The organism is Pseudomonas auratipiscis (assembly GCF_036324085.1).
In the GTDB taxonomy this organism is placed as follows: Bacteria; Pseudomonadota; Gammaproteobacteria; order Pseudomonadales; family Pseudomonadaceae; genus Aquipseudomonas; species Aquipseudomonas auratipiscis.
Genome location: NZ_JAZDCU010000026.1, coordinates 47,964 through 64,422 on the forward strand (window position 1 = coordinate 47,964; position 16,459 = coordinate 64,422).

9 protein-coding genes are annotated in these 16,459 nt (G+C 58.4%); 8 read left to right on the forward strand and 1 reads right to left on the reverse strand.

Annotated elements, in window-relative coordinates; all coding sequences use genetic code 11:
* Positions 1-55: 55 nt before the first annotated feature.
* Positions 56-4,948 carry an alpha-2-macroglobulin family protein gene (locus tag V0R60_RS24960; protein WP_330080846.1) on the reverse strand — a complete coding sequence of 1,631 codons (4,893 nt, stop codon included), beginning with the start codon at positions 4,946-4,948 and terminating at the stop codon, positions 56-58.
* Positions 4,949-5,049: 101 nt separating this feature from the next.
* Between V0R60_RS24960 and V0R60_RS24965 the strand changes: the two genes are divergently transcribed.
* From V0R60_RS24965 to V0R60_RS25000, 8 genes are all read left to right on the forward strand, one after another.
* Positions 5,050-6,390 (forward strand): MATE family efflux transporter, encoded by a 1,341-nt coding sequence (locus V0R60_RS24965; RefSeq protein ID WP_330080845.1) that lies wholly within the window; start codon positions 5,050-5,052, stop codon positions 6,388-6,390.
* A 173-nt stretch (positions 6,391-6,563) separates the two neighbouring features.
* Positions 6,564-8,633: a type VI secretion system Vgr family protein gene (locus V0R60_RS24970; RefSeq protein ID WP_330080844.1), complete on the forward strand. Its 2,070-nt coding sequence runs from the start codon at positions 6,564-6,566 to the stop codon at positions 8,631-8,633.
* The gene (locus tag V0R60_RS24975) at positions 8,630-9,481 is read left to right on the forward strand and encodes a DUF4123 domain-containing protein (RefSeq protein WP_330080843.1); all 852 of its coding nucleotides are present in this window, start codon (positions 8,630-8,632) and stop codon (positions 9,479-9,481) included. Before V0R60_RS24970 ends, V0R60_RS24975 begins: the two co-directional genes overlap by 4 nt.
* Complete coding sequence (locus tag V0R60_RS24980; protein WP_330080842.1) at positions 9,478-12,738, forward strand: toxin VasX; 3,261 nt, start codon at positions 9,478-9,480, stop codon at positions 12,736-12,738. The genes V0R60_RS24975 and V0R60_RS24980 overlap by 4 nt, the downstream gene beginning before the upstream one ends.
* Positions 12,735-13,661 carry a hypothetical protein gene (locus V0R60_RS24985; RefSeq protein WP_330080841.1) on the forward strand — a complete coding sequence of 309 codons (927 nt, stop codon included), beginning with the start codon at positions 12,735-12,737 and terminating at the stop codon, positions 13,659-13,661. The genes V0R60_RS24980 and V0R60_RS24985 overlap by 4 nt, the downstream gene beginning before the upstream one ends.
* On the forward strand, positions 13,658-14,590 hold the full coding sequence (locus V0R60_RS24990; protein WP_330080840.1) for a hypothetical protein: 933 nt from the start codon (positions 13,658-13,660) through the stop codon (positions 14,588-14,590). Before V0R60_RS24985 ends, V0R60_RS24990 begins: the two co-directional genes overlap by 4 nt.
* A complete protein-coding gene (locus V0R60_RS24995; protein WP_330080839.1) occupies positions 14,587-15,504 on the forward strand; it encodes a hypothetical protein in 918 nt (305 codons plus the stop codon). The genes V0R60_RS24990 and V0R60_RS24995 overlap by 4 nt, the downstream gene beginning before the upstream one ends.
* Positions 15,501-16,442 (forward strand): hypothetical protein, encoded by a 942-nt coding sequence (locus tag V0R60_RS25000; RefSeq protein WP_330080838.1) that lies wholly within the window; start codon positions 15,501-15,503, stop codon positions 16,440-16,442. Before V0R60_RS24995 ends, V0R60_RS25000 begins: the two co-directional genes overlap by 4 nt.
* The last annotated feature ends 17 nt before the right edge of the window (positions 16,443-16,459 follow it).

Consider the following 16,459-nt stretch of genomic DNA (forward strand, 5'->3'; position numbering starts at 1 on the left):
TTGTCGCTGCAGGCGCTGGCAAAGCCAACGCCTGCACAATCAGAGGGATGGTTACTCAGCGCCCCCTGACCACCATATCCCCTGCCGACTCACCCACCGACTGCAGATTAGGGCGATACATCGACTCTACTTGCGGTGGAGGCACACGGTAGGTGCCCGGCGTTACCGCCCGCGCCAGATAGAGCAGATGCGTGGTGCCATAGCTGTCCACCGGCAACGCTGCTACGTAGCGATCATCGCGAAATTCCTGGTGCACCAGGTTGGCATTCTGCATCGACTCTCGCCATTGCTTGACCGCGCTGCTGGCATTTTCCAGGCTCGCCGCGCTCTGCGCCAGGTTCTGGTTTTCCAGCTCCAGGCCTGCAGGCAACAGGTCGACAACCAACGCATCCGGCACCCGCGAAGTAGCGGTAACGGCCAGGTGCACCAGCACCAGATCGCCACTCTTCAGCGCGCGAATGTCCAGAGGCTGACCATTCATCCCCAGATACTCACGACGAATGTTCATTCCGGCGCTGCTCGGCGCCGGGGCGTGGCGTGGATAACCGGACAGGGTCAATTGCTGGTACAGCGTGTCGCTACTCTGGTTTTGAACCGTCAATGGCGAGGCCAGCAGCGGACCTTCAAGCTTAAGGCCCGACTGCGCGCTATCGAGGTCGCGTAGTTCACCGGCGCTGTCCAGGCGTGCCGACCACTTGCCTTCGGGCTTGCTCAATAGACCGCGTCCAGCCAGGAACAAGGCGTTGCGCTCCTGAGTCGACAGCCACTGGTTGGCAGCCACTTGGTCAGACAGCTGGAACAAGCGTTGATCCACGCTGTTGGTGGCCAGGTTGTTTTCTTCCAGCAAGGCCAGAATCAATGCTTGGTCACGCACCGGGCTGCCATAGTCACCGAGCCATTCTTTGCTGTCGCGGCTAACCGCCAGGCCCGCCTGCAAGGCTTGCTGGGCACGCGGTTTGTCGCCCATTTTTTCCAAGGCAATGGCCAACTGTACCAATGGCAAGCCGGAGCGTGCATCGCTGCGTCGTTCGAACACGCTACGCAGGGCACCCAAAGGGGCCTGCTGCGTACGCGCAAGAACCAACGCTGCATATGCCTGCACCGCAAAGCGACTGTGCTCGGCATTGTTGCTGTAGTTCACCTCGATCAGGTTACGTTCCTGCAGATAACGCAGCAGGCGCTCGCTGGCCTTCTTCAACGCATCGGCCGGTACCGCGTAGCCTTGCTCGCGCGCGCGCAGCAGGAAGTCGGTGACATACGCGGTCAGCCAGTATTCTTCCTCGCTGTCCGAACTCCACAAGCCAAAACTACCGTTGTAGCGCTGCATCCCGAGCAGATGCTCAATACCCATTTCGATCTTGCGCTTGCGCACATCGGCCGGTTCTGCAGTGATCCCCAGGCGCTTGAGGGTTTTGGCATCGGCGTACAGCGAGGGATAAAGGCCACTGGTGGTCTGCTCCAGGCACCCGTAAGGGTAGGCTTCCAGGGCGCGAATCTGTTCAGCCAGGTTCAGCGGAGGTCGGCTGGACAATGCCAGTGTGGCCTCCAGCCCCGCCGGTTCGAACTCGGCCAGATCGGACTCCGGCAGGCTCCACGGCTGGTCGTTGAGCGCCACCCGATAGTGCTTGAGCATCGCCGGGTAAGCCGGGCGAATACCCAGGGTCCATTCACGGGTGAACGCCGCGGCCTTTTCACCAGGCAGTTGCAGGCCCAGCACTTCGACCTTGACCTTGCCCTGGCCCAGGCCGCCTGTGGCCTGTACCGGCACCAACAGGGTGACGCGCTTGCCCTGGGTCAGGTCCAGGGTTTGCTCGGCTGTGCGCATCAGATTCAATTGGCCTTCCGTGCTCAACCGCACAGTGAGCTTCTGCGCCTGACCGGACAGGTTCGACATATCCAGTGCCAAGGAGGTGCTGTCGCCCCCAGCCAGGAAACGTGGCGCCGACAATTCAGCGATCAACGGCGCAGCAACCACCGTCTTGCCCTCGGCTACACCATAGCGATCATCGGTCCAGGCCTGGGCCATCAAGCGCAGTTCGCCGTTGAAATCGGGGATGTCGACACTGGCCTCGCCTTCGCCATTCGCATCCAGGGTGACCGGCGCACTTTGCTGGGCAACGATGGTGATGCTGGTGTTGGGGCGCTTGCCACCTTTGGCCATGGCCGCATCGCCACCGAAGGCAAGGCTGGCCAGACGGCCCTGACCGGCTTCGATCAACTGACCATAGATATCCAGTTGGTCGGCGCCATAGGCCTTGCGCCCGAACATGCCGGTGAAGGGGTCGGGGGTCAGGTAGTCGGTGATATTGAGAATGCCCACGTCGACCGCGGCCAGCAGCACGTGTACCTGCTCAGGCACACTGCCATCCGCATTGCGCGCCTGCACCTTGACCGTCAAGGGCTGCTTGGGACGCATTTTTTCCGGTGCACTGAGGGTGACCGCAAGCTTGCGCTCGGCGCGGTCCAGTGGCAGGTGCAGCACGCCGACCGCGCGCTTCGGCGTGGCATTTACCTTACGCTCGCCAGGACGAATCACCAGGGCGCTGACGTACAGGTCATGGCGGGCCCACTTGCGGTCCAGGTTGATGGCGAAAGTTTTGCCTTCAGCCGGCACATCGATCTCTTGCCACCACAGCGGACCTTCGCTCGACTCGACCATCAGGTAGCCGGTCCCGGCAGCCGGGGGTGTTACGGTGACATTGGCGATAGCGCCATCAGCATAGGACGGTTTGTCCAGGGCAAGCTTGACCTGATCAGGGCGAACAGCGCCACCATCGGCATTGTCCTGGGCGCGGTAGCCGGCCCAGAATCGCTCACTGGAAACCAGGCCGGTCTGCGGGTCTTCCACTTCAACCCGGTAGGGCCCCCATTCAACCTGGAAGTTGAGTTTGGCAGTGGACCCGGCCTTGACGTTGACCGTCTCCTCGCTCTGGGTCAGGAACTTCTCGTTGAAGTTGTAGCTCCAGCCATCACTGTCGGAGTAGTTCCAGTAGTAGTCGCGGCGCTCGCGGATCAAGCGCACCTTGAGGCCATTGGCAGCCAACTTGTTACCGTCGCGGTCGGCAACCAGCACTTCGAATTCCACTGGGCCGTCGCTATCGGTTTCTTCACCGTCAAATAGACCACGCAAACCCGGCAAGCGCTCGGCGGGCCAGATCGGCTGTTCCAGGCGCCGGGTAACCGGCCGACCACCGGACTCCTGCAAACTAGCCTGTACTGTCAGTTGCAGCGGCGAGCGGGCCTCGGACCATTTGCTCTCGATGTTCAATGTGGCCTTGCCGTTGGCATCGAGATTGACTTCATCCAGCTCCAGATCCTGGGTCAGCTCCTGCTCAGTAATCGAGCCGAACTGATAGCCTGGCAATGCCGGTACCGCTTCGCGCAGCGGACGCACGTAAGCCTGGCCGCTCAAGCGGTTGCCCGAGGCAGGCGCACCGTACAGGTACCGACCATTGACGTCGATTTCAGCGTTTTGCTCAGGACTCAAAGGAGCATCACTGCCTTTGAGCTCCAGGGCCAAGCGCTCAGGCAGGAAGTCTTCGACGAGAAATTCATAGATCTGTTTCTTGCCGCCACCCAGATCGAACAACAGCTGCCAGCGACCGGTCGGCGCTTCAGTGGCCAACTGCAATTGGTACTGGTACAGGCCATTGCTGTCCGGTTCCCAAACGAACTTGCGGCTGATCTGTTCATCCGGCCGACGTACTTCAACGGTCACCGGCTGGGGTTTGATGGGACGACCATCCTGGTCACGCAACAAGCCGTTGAGCAACACGGTTTCACCGGGGCGGTACAGGTCTCGCGGACCGAAGACGAAAAACTGCAGGGGATTGGCTTGCGGGCCGGTAATGTCGAACTCGGCCAGATCCAGCGCCGCACTGTTCAGGCGCAGCATGGTGGTGTGTACGCCCTGATGGGCCAACAGGGTTTCAGCCTTTGGCGGCATCGGCAATTGGGCATGGCCATCGCTGTCGGTTTTACCTTGGCCAACCACACGGCCTTCGGCGTCGAGCAGTTCGAGATTGACGCCGCTCAGGGCCTTGCCACCCTCCAGACCCTGGGTAAACACGTCCATGCGGTTCTGATAGCGGTGAGCCGACACACCGATATCGCTGAGGGTGAACAGCGTTGCCGGTTGCGAATAGTCATAGGTACCGGAAGCGCGCATGACCGCAAGGTAGACCCCCGGTTCCTGCAGTGGCTTGATTCCGGCAATCGGCAGCAACACGGTTTCGCGGGTGTTGCGTGCAGGGTTCAGGTCGAAGCGACCGCTGTAGACCAGCTCGGTCATGTTCAGGGTTTCTTTCGACTGGTAGTAATACAGGCTGCTGTTGCGCCCCCAGGCACTGAGAAACGGCGAAAGCGACGCTGGCTTGACCCGGAAGAACTCGACATCGACCTTGTCGACGTTCAAGGCAATCACCGGCAACCCTTCGGCCAGGCGTGTCGGCAGCAGTGAGCCGCGGCTGGCAAAGCCAATGGTTGCCTGCATGTCGCGGGTTTCCAGGCGACTTACCGATTCGGCGGCCAGGCGTTCACCGTTGACTGCCTGCAGGCCGGCATCGATGGTCAGCACCAGCTTGCGCTGCGGCTCCAGGTGACGCAGGCGCAGCTCCATCGCGTTGTCCGAGAGCTCCCAGGCGCCATCGACCTTACCTTTGACGGTGTCGACCAGATGAACCCGGTCGGCAAAGTTCTGCTGCGCATCCAGCGGTACCGAGAACGTCAGGGACAGCGCACTGGCGCCATCGACCTGGATTTCGGATACATCCACCACGCTCAGCTCGCGACCGGCATAACGCTTGGCCAGGGCCGCGGCATCTTCACGGGCCGGCTGGGCGACTTCCTGCGCCTGGGTTGGCGCGGGGGCCGGCTTGTCTGGGGCAGACGAGTCGCAGGCACTGAGCAAGGCCAGCGCACAGGCCAGCAACAATCCTTTGTTGAGCATGAAAGTAACTCTTTGGCAGCAGGTTCTGAGGGGAGAACTATATATCAACCAGGTCGTCACCGTACGCTGCGGCTACAATGTGCGGCTTGCCTGGAGCCGACATGTCCCAATTGCTGACCGACTGGCGCGACCGCCTGACCCACCGCAAGGTCTGGGCCCTGGCCGCACCGATGATTCTCTCGAACATCTCCGTACCCCTGGTGGCGCTGGTAGACAGTGCCGTGATTGGCCATCTGCCTCATGCCCATCAGCTTGGCGCGGTAGCGGTAGGTGCCAGCCTGTACACCTTCCTGGCCTTTTTGATGGGCTTTCTTCGCATGGGCTCTACCGGTTTTGCCGCCCAGGCTGCCGGGCGTGCCGATGGCGCGGCCTTGCGCCAAGTGCTGGTGCAAGGCCTGCTACTGGCATTACTGTTCGCACTGCTCCTGGGGTTGCTGGCCCTGCCTTTCAGCCAGTTGGCCTTGCAACTGATGCAGCCGTCGGCAGCGTTGGAGCAATCCACCCAGGACTTCTTTCACACTCGCCTGCTGGGCTTGCCCGCCGCACTGGCGAGCTTCGCCCTGGTCGGCTGGTTCCTCGGCACCCAGAACGCCAGGGCGCCGTTGGCGATCCTGTTGACCACGAACCTGCTGAACATCGCCCTGAACCTGTGGTTCGTGCTGGGATTGGACTGGGGCGTACTCGGTTCGGCCCGCGCCTCAGTAATTGCCGAGTGGAGCGCTGCCCTGCTTGGCCTGGCCCTGACCCGCCCCGCCTTGCGCGCCTACCCCGGAAAAATCGCCTGGGCCCTGCTCGCTCGCTGGCAGAGCTGGCGGCCGTTGCTTGCGGTCAACCGCGACATCTTTATCCGCAGCCTGGCGTTGCAGGCGGTGTTCTTCCTGATCACCGTCCAAGGCGCCCGCCTGGGTGAAGCCACCGTTGCCGCCAACGCCCTGCTACTCAATGGTCTGCTGCTCACCGCCTACGCCCTGGACGGCCTGGCCCATGCAGTCGAAGCCTTGTGCGGCCACGCCATCGGTGCTGGCGATCGCCAGGCCTTGCGCCGTTCACTGACCGTGGCTTGCGGATGGTCGCTGCTGGCCAGCAGCGGCTTTGCCGTGCTGTTTCTGTTGGGCGGGCACCTGTTTATCAACCTGCAGACAGACATCGAAAGCGTACGCACAACGGCGTACCAGTACCTGCCGTACCTGGCACTGCTGCCCCTGGTTGCAGTCTGGAGCTATCTGCTCGATGGCCTGTTCATTGGCGCCACCCGTGCCCGCGAGATGCGCAACGGCATGCTGCTCAGCGTGGCCTTGGCGCTGCCGGTGGCCTACGCCGCCAGCGACCTGGGCAACCACGGTTTGTGGATGGCTTTTCTGCTGTTCATGGCCCTGCGTGGGGTGACCCTGGGGGTGATGGGTTGGCAACTGCAGCGCCGGGATGGATGGTTTAGTCGCTGAAAATCGCGGGGCTAACCCTTTGGGTAGACAAAAGAAAATTCACACGTCCTCTTAGGACGCCCCCTGCATCAATTCCTTAGCCGTCTTGTTAGCGTGCGCTGAAATTTGAACTTGCCCGGCTTTCTGCCGTGGCATCGCGTTCTGCGTTCACTTTTCAGAGTAAGGATAAGCGTATGTTCGCCCCGGCCAACGCTGCACACTTCGCGTTACTGATCCCGTCCATTCGCAATGACTTCAAGGTGTTGGCCTTTCACGGGACTGAGGCAATCAGTAGCTTGTACGCGATCCAGGTGGAGCTGGTCAGCGAGTACCCAGACTTCAACCTTGAAAGCCTGCTCGGCCAACCGGCGTTCCTCACGTTTGGCCTCAATGGCGAAGGTATCCATGGCCGCATCGACAACGTCTCGGTCGGTGAGCCGGGCAAACGCCTGACGCGCTATCACCTGACGCTGGTGCCGGCCCTGCACTACCTGCAGTTCAGCCATAACCAGCGGATTTTCCAACAACAGACCGTTACACAGATCGTCACACAGGTGCTCCAGGGGCACGGGATTCAGGCCGATACCTTCAGGTTCCATGTCACCACCAGCCCGCAGCGGGTCTACTGTACTCAGTACGGTGAAAGTGACTTCGATTTCATTCAGCGCTTGTGCAGTGAAGATGGCATCGCCTGGCACCACCAGCACAGCCCGGATGACCATCAACTGGTGTTCACCGACCACCAGACCTATTTTCCCAAACTCGATGCAACCCCCTATCTGCAAGGCACCGGCCTGGTGGCAGAGCATCCGGTGGTCAGCCAATTTGCCATGGGTTTCAACACCCGAACCACTAAGGTCACCCGCCGCGATTACGATCTGAAACGCCCAAACCTGTTGCTCGAAAGCAAGTCCTCCAGCACATCCGCCCCTGCTCTTGAAGACTACCGCTACCCCACGCTGATCGAGACGGCAAAACTCGGCGAACAACGTGCCCGCCATGCCCTGGAACGACAGCGCAGCGATTATCAGCTGGTTAAAGGCCAGAGCGATCAGCCCACCCTGCGCAGCGGTTACTTCTTCGACCTGACCGATCACCCGCGCAAGCAATACAACGACTTGTGGCTGCTGCTCAGCGTAAGCCATGAAGGCAAGCAGCCGCAGGTGCTTGAAGAGTCGGCCTCCAGCGACTGGCCGTCGGAGAACGGTTTCAGCCAAGGCTATCGCAACAACTTCAGCGCTATCCCCTGGGACGTGTTCTTTCGTCCTCCGCTGGTCACGCGTAAAGCAACGTTGGTGTGCGACACCGCACGCGTCACCGGACCTGTGGGCGAAGAGATCTACTGCGATGAGCATGGCAGGGTCAAAGTCGAGTTCCATTGGGACCGCGCGGAGCTTAACAGCGACAAGAGCAGTTGCTGGTTGCGAGTAGCATCCAGCTGGGCCGGGGAAAGTTTTGGCACAGTGACCATCCCGCGGATCGGCATGGAAGTGGTAGTGACCTTTCTCAATGGTGATCCCGACCAGCCGTTGATCACCGGCTGCGTGGCCAACAAGTGCACACCGGTGGCGTATCCGTTGCCCGCGAACAAAACCAAAACCGTCTTGCGCAGCCATAGCTCTCCGCACAATGGTGGCTACAACGAGTTGTTACTGGAAGACCGCGCCGGACAGGAAAAAATCTACCTGCGCGCGCAGCGCGACATCGAGCAACTGATCCTCAACGACAGCGACATCAAGATCGGAAACGACCGTCACGAGCAGATAAGCCAGAACAGTCACAGCCTGATCAACAATGACCGCTGTGAACAGGTCGATCACAACAGCTCCAGCCTGATCGGTGGCGACGAGCTACATACCACCCAGGGCCTGCGCAATACAGTGATCGGCGGTAACGACCTGATTTCCATCACCGGCAATAGCAGCACTGTGGCGGACGGCACATTGGTGATCCAGGCAGGTCCACAGGCGCACGTCACCGCCACCAATGTGGTGATCGATGCCGGAATGAGCCTGACCCTCAAGGCTGGCGGGCAACACATCATTATCAGTGCGGGAGGAATCTTCAGCAGCGTGCCCATCGTTCCAGGGGGCGCGCCGGTTGTCGGGGTTGCGTCCCAGCAGGCCCTTTCGGTCTTACCGGTGGCGGCAGCAGCACTGGTTGCGCTGTCGCTGGCCGCGCAAAAAGCAGCGCTGATACACGCCGCGCGACAAGCCGCTCCCATCTGCGCCGTGTGTGAAAAACTCGCGGAGATGAACGCATGAACCAGGCCTATTTGCTGCTGGACGGCGCCCTCATCGATAGCTTGCCGGATCGCCTGTTTGAACTCGGATGCACCACGGCAGTGCAATCGCTGTATCAACATACTGCGTACAACGCGCTGATAAAGACCAGCCCGGTATTGGTACCCGTAGTTGCCGACAGCCCACTGGCAGAAACCTTTACCCACGAATGGAGCACCACAGCGGGTATCTGGCTTGAGTCCGAGGTGGATGAAGCGGCGTTGCTGCAACATCTGCGCAGCCTGATCCACGCCCGCATCGAGGGCGATGTCACGGTCTTTTTTCGCTACTACGATCCGCGTATCGCGCACCTGTGGCTGACAGACCTGGAGCCACGCGAACGTGATCGACTGATGGGACCGATCCGCCGCATCGTACTGCCGAAGTCGTTTCAGCGTGGCGGGTGCATCACGCAGGAAAACCCCGAACAGCCCATTGCCCAGTACTCGGACAAACCGTGGCTATGCCTTGGCATGCAGCAGTTGAATCACCTCAGCGCCGCCAAGCAGCAGAAGCTTACCGAGCAGTTGCTTGAGCATTGTCGGCATTACTTTCCTCAACGCCTGCAAGGACTGGATGCCACTGCCCAACAACACTGGGCAACGGCGTGCCAACGTAATGCTGAACGTCACGGCTACAGCGCAATTGATCAAGTCACGCGCTGGGCCAATTTTCACGCCGTGCTGGGTGATGAATTTCCCAACGCTGCAGATCACGCCGTGTACCGCCACATTCTCGACGACAAAGCCGCTTTGCCGACGCAGCGCCTCGATAACCTGAGTGCCGAACTGCATCGTCAGTTACTTACCGATAAGGAGTTCACTGGATGAGCGCGAGCAAACTGGAACTGCTGGACCGATTGGCCCAGGCCGACCGCGCCGCCAAGGCACTGCCCCATGAAGACATCAACAGCCATCTGACGCCTTGTCCCGCCAGTCAGCCTGAGGTCTTCGTGGTGCCGGTGAGGTACGCACTGGCGGAAGAAAAAGCCCCTCATCCCTGTTGCACGCCCGGCGTTACTACCCGTAGTCGGCCCATGGCGGCACGGCGTCTGCGAGAAGGCTTTTTGTACCTCTGGCAAGACCAAGGCCCGCTCGAACGCTACGCTATCGCACCGGATGGACTGCTCAGCGCGCAGACACTGGCGTGTGAAAGCACCATCGTTTTGCAGGGCACCTTGGCAGGGCTGCCGCTGAAAAAGACTCACGACGCCTGGATGCTCTACGCCGAGTTCCCCCTCCCCGCAGAGCACTGCAAGGCATTGAGCGACCGTACCAAGCGCAACGCACACATGCGCCACATAGCCTTGCGCACAGTCGCCAATGAGCTGCAGGCACCTCATTGCCCGCCGCTGGCCGACGCCAAGCAAGTCATGGCTGAACTTATTCCGACCTCCTACGCCCGAGCGATGAAGGCTGACCATCAGCGCGGCGACGACAACACGGCCGCGCTGGGTGAGGCGGTGATGAAAGCGCCCACGACCGACAACATCAAGGCGTACATCACAGTGATGCAGCGTCTACGTGAACGGGACAATGTCATCGCTCAACACCCCGAAGCCAGCGACGAGCCCGCGGGCGAGTGGAGTGCCAAACGGTGGGAGGCCCAGGGCACCCAGGATTGGCTGGAAAACACGAAAGCACAGGCCAATGGTTTGTTCGCTGTATTTGCCTGCCTGGACGATGACCTTGGCGTGCTGCGTGATATCAACCATGAGCAGGAGTGGGTTGAAACTCGTCACGAACAGTGGATGGCTGACAACAACCTGCGTCTGAGCATCGGTGGGTTTGTTCGCAGCCTGGTCAGCGAAGACGGCGCTGAGCTGGCGGGCAGCCTCAACTATCGCTACAAGGGACGCGATATCACCCTCACGCCTGAGCAAGGTGAAATCATGCTCGATTGCCAGCACCGACTGGATGAAGAGCTGAAGGCTGAAACCGAGGCCCGCCGCTATGGTGGTCAGCCTACCCAGGCCGAAGCCAGGAACCGCGATGCGCGCATTGGCGCTATTGTCGGGCCCGTACGGGCCTTCATTCCGGCAGACCTGTACAACGAAGCCGAGTACTTTGTGCGCGAGTATCGCGCCGAAAAGCAGGCCAACCTCAACAATGATTTTCTCAGCGCCAAGGTGAGCGAATACATCAACCTTGAGGCAATGAACACCTGGCTCGACTCCACCGCCCCCGCGCACTTCCAGCAGATCGAGCAACGTCATCAAGCCCTGTTCAGCGACCGAGGCGTGTTCCTCAAGCGCTCGGCGAACGGCACCTGGTTTGTCGACTATCACGACCTGGATTCACGGCACTGGCTGACCGAACTGGCCAGCGGGTGCCTGACTGCACAATGCATTCGTGCCCAGGGCGCCGAACAATACGCCGAATACGTGCGGGCAGCCGATGGAGGTGCTTTAACGCACTTGTTCCGCGCCTGGACGCCCTCGCTCGATGTCGGCATCAACGTCTCTCCGCGCATGGACGAATTGCTGACCGCGCTGTCTGCCGAGAATATCGCCGCCACCCGTCAGGCACTGAAGCCCCTGAGCCAACCGCTGCTGGATGACCTCGCGGCCATGGGCCGCAACCCCCACAACCCATGGACCCTGCTGGTCAACCGCCTGTCGGCGTCGCTGCTGTTGCTCAAAGACAACATAACCTTCAGCGGCGAATGGATCGGCATTTTCATCACTGCTCGCCTGGGTAGCGACACGCGCCTGCAACAAGTGACCGAAGGCGGCCGACTGATCTGGTCTGTGGTGGGAAAACAAGCCGAAGACTTGAGCCACTGGGCCAACACCACAGGAAAAGCCATCGGCGCCGGGCGCGTGGCAGGTATCGCGAATTCCCCTTTAGTGACCAATAGCGGTGGCGTCTTACCGCTGGCCGTCTTACTGCTGAACTCGCTCAACGCGTACAACTATCTGAGCCAAGCAGCAACATTGGAGGGAATGAGCGACCAGCGTACCAACGATACTGTTTCCGCAACGTTGTATACGGCTGCTGCGTTGACGGCGGTGATTGATACACAACTTCGAGAAGGTCACGGGATCAGAAAACTTGGTAAAGGGCAGCTAATTGCCCCAACACTTACGCTGTTTGGTGGTTTGATTGGCGCGCTGTCCAGTTCTGCAGCAATTTCAGAATATAAATCTCTGAAAATACTGCTAGAAAGTGCACAGACTCGTATCGACCCATGGTTGAGTATGCGCCAGGCTGTGGTAGCTGCCCAAATAACAGCTTATGCAGCCCAAGCGCTATTAGGTTTTGTTCAAACGGCAAAAACCTTAGCCGGTTTAGTGGAAGCCGAAAGCGCCATCATGCGATTCTCGTTGTACATGGGACCGCTGAACTGGGTCATTGCCATACTGGGCATACTGTATTTAATCACCTGGTTCTTTCAACAGATGCCGCTGCAAAACTTCCTCAGTTCCTGCTGCTGGTCGAAAGCGCGCGCAGACAATCTGGATCCTATCCCGACCAAGGCGCAACAAAGCGAACTCAACCAGCTCTACAACATACTCTATACGCCCCGTATCAGTATGAAGAGCAGCTCGATCAGCACTGGCTATGGCCCTATGGGGCTGACCGCAGAAAATTCCATTGATTACCTCTCGATCGACTTGCCAGGCGCCGAGCCCAGCAGTGCTTACCTGCAACTGAGCCTGATCGGTGACCCGGTTGATTCCGAGTACTACACCTACTTGATAAAAAACAGCCCAGGCCGTGTCCAACCGCCTCGACCGTGGCGGAATATGATTCCGCACTGGCTGTCCAGCAGCAGCTGTTGCTGGATACCCGTCGACGAAGGTCAAGGGTTACGCCTGAGTGGCCCATTCAACACAGAACCACGCGTACTTGGCTCACGCCCCCGCACAGTCTCCCTGCGCTTGTGGTATCGAACGCCTTTAACCGCAATGCTCGGCGCCAAAAGCTTTATTGGCGGCGAGCGGGGCGTTGCCTTCACCCTGAGTGACAGCGGCGTGGTCGCACTTGGCGATGATCCAACACCGGAACTAGATCGTGTACCTCAGTATGAGCTTGGAGCCGGCCTGCCTGGTGCCTACTACCTGCGACCCAAGGATAAAAAATGAGTACGCCACCGGCCGGCACCACAAAAAAACGGCTGCTTTCACGTAACGACTACTTGGCACCATTACCCATCCCTACCGGTGAAAAACCTGAAGATGTACTTAACACAATCTGGCGCAAGAACGAAGTGTTTCTCGACATCACTAATTACAGCATCGGCTCGGCGGTGATGGTGATATGGGTAGGTGCGATGACCTTCTTGGCAATATCTTATTTCACCAAAAATTTAAACTCCGATTTAAGTCAAGATATTTTAATTCTGGGCTCTCTTGTGATGAGTCTTCCGACTTTTTTCTTAATTCAGGGAGTATTTAAAAAAGTACCTTTACCCGTGCGCTTCAATCGACAGCGCCGTGAAGTATGCATACCGCAAGCAGATGGCGAGTACTGGATTGTCCCCTGGGAAAGCGTGACGGCAGCAGCCACGCAACATTCGTCAGTTAGCCAAGCTGGCAGAGCAACGATGGGCATGTTGTTCATTGGCTTCGAGAATCCGGACCCGCACGCCAAGGAGGATAACAAGCATTACTCGCTGGGCTTTAACTGTGGCGGAGGCACCACCGCGATGGCGCTGTGGGAGTGCATACGCAGCTACATGGAAATAGGACCGGACGCAGTCCCAGATAGCCGGGTAGGCGTCGCACCCTACGAAGAAACGCAAATCGGCTCGATCATTACCGACCTTTGTAAGGGGAACTTGCTTGGTGTTTTCTGGGGCTTGTTCTGCATTACGATTCTGGGGACTTATCTTGCGGAAAAACTGCAGAACTTGAAGCTGTCTCATCCGCCGAGTTTGACCTACCCCGCCATCATCGAATGGTCCAAACCCCTGCCTCCAGAACAATGGGCCAAGCGTTCTCCTGAACTAGAAGCCGCTATCGCCCAGCGTGAGGCCGAATTGCTCGCGCAGACGGAACAAACATGAGTACGCCACTCGCAGGCACCACTAAAAAACGGCTATTTTCGCGCAACGATTACTTGGCGCCATTGCCCATCCCTACCGGGAGAAAACCTTCCGATGTGCTCAGCAACATATGGCGCAAGAACGATGTTTTCATCGATATTGGCAGTTACAGCGTCGGTTCTGCGGTGATGGTGACTTGGCCATTGGTGATGTTGTTTGTTGGATTAGCTTACGTCTTCAATGATCCTGATGCTTTGATCTTGGGAGCTTGCATTACAGGCCCCGCGATCTTTTTTGTGATTCTGGGCCTGTTCCAGGAAGTACCTTTACCCGTACGTTTCAATCGACAGCGCCGTGAAGTATGCGTACCGCAAGCAGATGGCGAGTACTGGATTGTCCCTTGGGAAAGCGTGACAGCAGCAGCCACGCAGCATTCGTCGGTAAGCCAAGGTGGCAGAGCAACGATGGGCATGTTGTTCATTGGCTTTGAGAACCCAGATCCGCACGCCAAGGAAGATAACAAGCATTACTCGCTGGGCTTTGGCTGTGGCGGAGGCACCACCGCGATGGCGCTATGGGAGTGCATGCGCAGTTACATGGAGATAGGACCGGAAGCGGTGGAGGATGACACCGCACGTTTCGACAGATCCAAGGGAATATGGGCCACATACCTGGAAGACCTTATCAAAGCTGCGAAATTACGAGGGTGGTTTGTAACCGTTTTGTGGGAAGGCTTCTGCGGCATTTTCATTTTTAACACGCTGCTTATCGACGTGCTTGAGCGCTGGAAACTGAATCCACCACCAGATTTAACCTACCCCGCCATCATCGAATGGTCCAAACCCCTACCCCCCGAACAATGGGCCAAGCGTTCTCCCGCGTTGGAAACTGCCATCGCCCAGCGTGAAGCCGAACTGCTCGCGCAAACGCAACACATGGACCAAACATGAGTACGCCACCCGCAGGCACCACAAAAAAAAGGCTGTTTTCACGTAGCGATTACCTGGCACCGCTACCCATCCCTACCGGCGAAAATCCCTCAGATGTACTCAATACGATATGGCGCAAGAACGACGTGTTTGTCGACATTGGTATTTACAGTATCGGTTCGGCGGTGATGGGGATCTGGCCATTAGTGATGTTGTCCTTGGGATTGGCTTATGGCTTAAATGATCCCGATGCTCTGATCTTGGGCGCTTGTATCACGGGCCCCGCTGCCTTTTTTTTGATTCTGAGCCTGTTCCGAGAAGTACCTTTACCCGTACGTTTCAATCGACAGCGCCGTGAAGTATGCGTACCGCAAGCAGATGGTGAGTACTGGATTGTCCCTTGGGAAAGCGTGACAGCAGCAGCCACGCAACATTCGTCAGTAAGCCAGGCTGGCAGAGCAACGATGGGCATGTTGTTCATTGGCTTCGAGAACCCAGATCCACACGCCAAGGACGATAACAAGCATTACTCGCTAGGCTTTGGCTGCGGCGGAGGTGCTACGGCGATGGCGCTGTGGGAGTGCATGCGCAGTTACATGGAGATAGGACCGGACGCAGTCCCAGATAGCCGGGTAGGCGTCGCACCCTACGAAGAAACGCAAATCGGCTCGATCATTACCGACCTTTGTAAGGGGAACTTGCTTGGTGTTTTCTGGGGCTTGTTCTGCATTACGATTCTGGGGACTTATCTCGCGGAAAAACTGCAGAACTTGAAGCTGTCTCATCCGCCGAGTTTAACCTACCCCGCCATCATTGAATGGTCCAAACCACTGCCTCCCGAACAATGGGCCAAGCGTTCGCCTGAGCTCGAAGCGGCCATCGCCCAGCGTGAGGCCGAATTGCTCGCGCAGACGCAACACACGGAACAAACATGAGTACGCCACCCGCAGGCACCACTAAAAAACGGCTGTTTTCACGTAACGACTATTTAGCGCCATTGCCCATTCCCACCGGGAGAAAACCTTCCGATGTGCTCAACACCATATGGCGCAAGAACGACGTATTTCTCGATATTGGTAATTACAGTATCGGGTCGGCGGTGATGGTGCTTTGGCCAATGGTAATGCTGTTCGCATTCATGGGATATCTGTTCAGGCATGATCAGGACGATATGCACATATTTGCGATCATGGTCGCTTTTATCATCGGAATTCCTACCTTACTTCTGATTCAGGGTCTTTTCCGCGAAGTACCTTTACCCGTACGTTTCAATCGACAGCGCCGTGAAGTATGCGTACCGCAAGCAGATGGCGAGTACTGGATTGTCCCTTGGGAAAGCGTGACGGCAGCAGCCACGCAGCATTCGTCGGTAAGCCAAGGTGGCAGAGCAACGATGGGCATGTTGTTCATTGGCTTCGAGAACCCAGATCCGCACGCCAAGGAAGATAACAAGCATTACTCGCTGGGCTTTGGCTGTGGCGGAGGCACCACCGCGATGGCGCTATGGGAGTGCATGCGCAGTTACATGGAGATTGGGCCCGACGCAGCGCCAGAGGCTGTTCCGCTTAACTTAGGTGGGACCCTGCGCGACTACATCGACTACATGCGCGATAAAGCTAAAACCCGCGGCTGGCTTCTGACGATACTGTGGGAGGGTATATTTGGCGTGTTTATTTTCAATGCCCCATTGGCTGGCTACCTGCAGTGGAAAAAGCTGAATCCGCCTCCAAGCCTGGACTACCCCGCCATCATCGAATGGTCCAAACCCCTGCCGCCCGAACAATGGGCCAAGCGTTCTCCCGAGTTGGAAGCTGCCATCGCCCAGCGTGAGGCCGAATTGCTCGCGCAGACGCAACACACGGAACAAGCATGAGTACGCCACCCGCAGGC

Bases quoted from the DNA above. Each gene is read 5' to 3' on its own strand.
- V0R60_RS24960 (WP_330080846.1), bottom strand. From the start codon at position 4,948: ATGCTCAACAAAGGATTGTTGCTGGCCTGTGCGCTGGCCTTGCTCAGT.
- V0R60_RS24965 (WP_330080845.1), top strand. From the start codon at position 5,050: ATGTCCCAATTGCTGACCGACTGGCGCGACCGCCTGACCCACCGCAAG.
- V0R60_RS24970 (WP_330080844.1), top strand. From the start codon at position 6,564: ATGTTCGCCCCGGCCAACGCTGCACACTTCGCGTTACTGATCCCGTCC.
- V0R60_RS24975 (WP_330080843.1), top strand. From the start codon at position 8,630: ATGAACCAGGCCTATTTGCTGCTGGACGGCGCCCTCATCGATAGCTTG.
- V0R60_RS24980 (WP_330080842.1), top strand. From the start codon at position 9,478: ATGAGCGCGAGCAAACTGGAACTGCTGGACCGATTGGCCCAGGCCGAC.
- V0R60_RS24985 (WP_330080841.1), top strand. From the start codon at position 12,735: ATGAGTACGCCACCGGCCGGCACCACAAAAAAACGGCTGCTTTCACGT.
- V0R60_RS24990 (WP_330080840.1), top strand. From the start codon at position 13,658: ATGAGTACGCCACTCGCAGGCACCACTAAAAAACGGCTATTTTCGCGC.
- V0R60_RS24995 (WP_330080839.1), top strand. From the start codon at position 14,587: ATGAGTACGCCACCCGCAGGCACCACAAAAAAAAGGCTGTTTTCACGT.
- V0R60_RS25000 (WP_330080838.1), top strand. From the start codon at position 15,501: ATGAGTACGCCACCCGCAGGCACCACTAAAAAACGGCTGTTTTCACGT.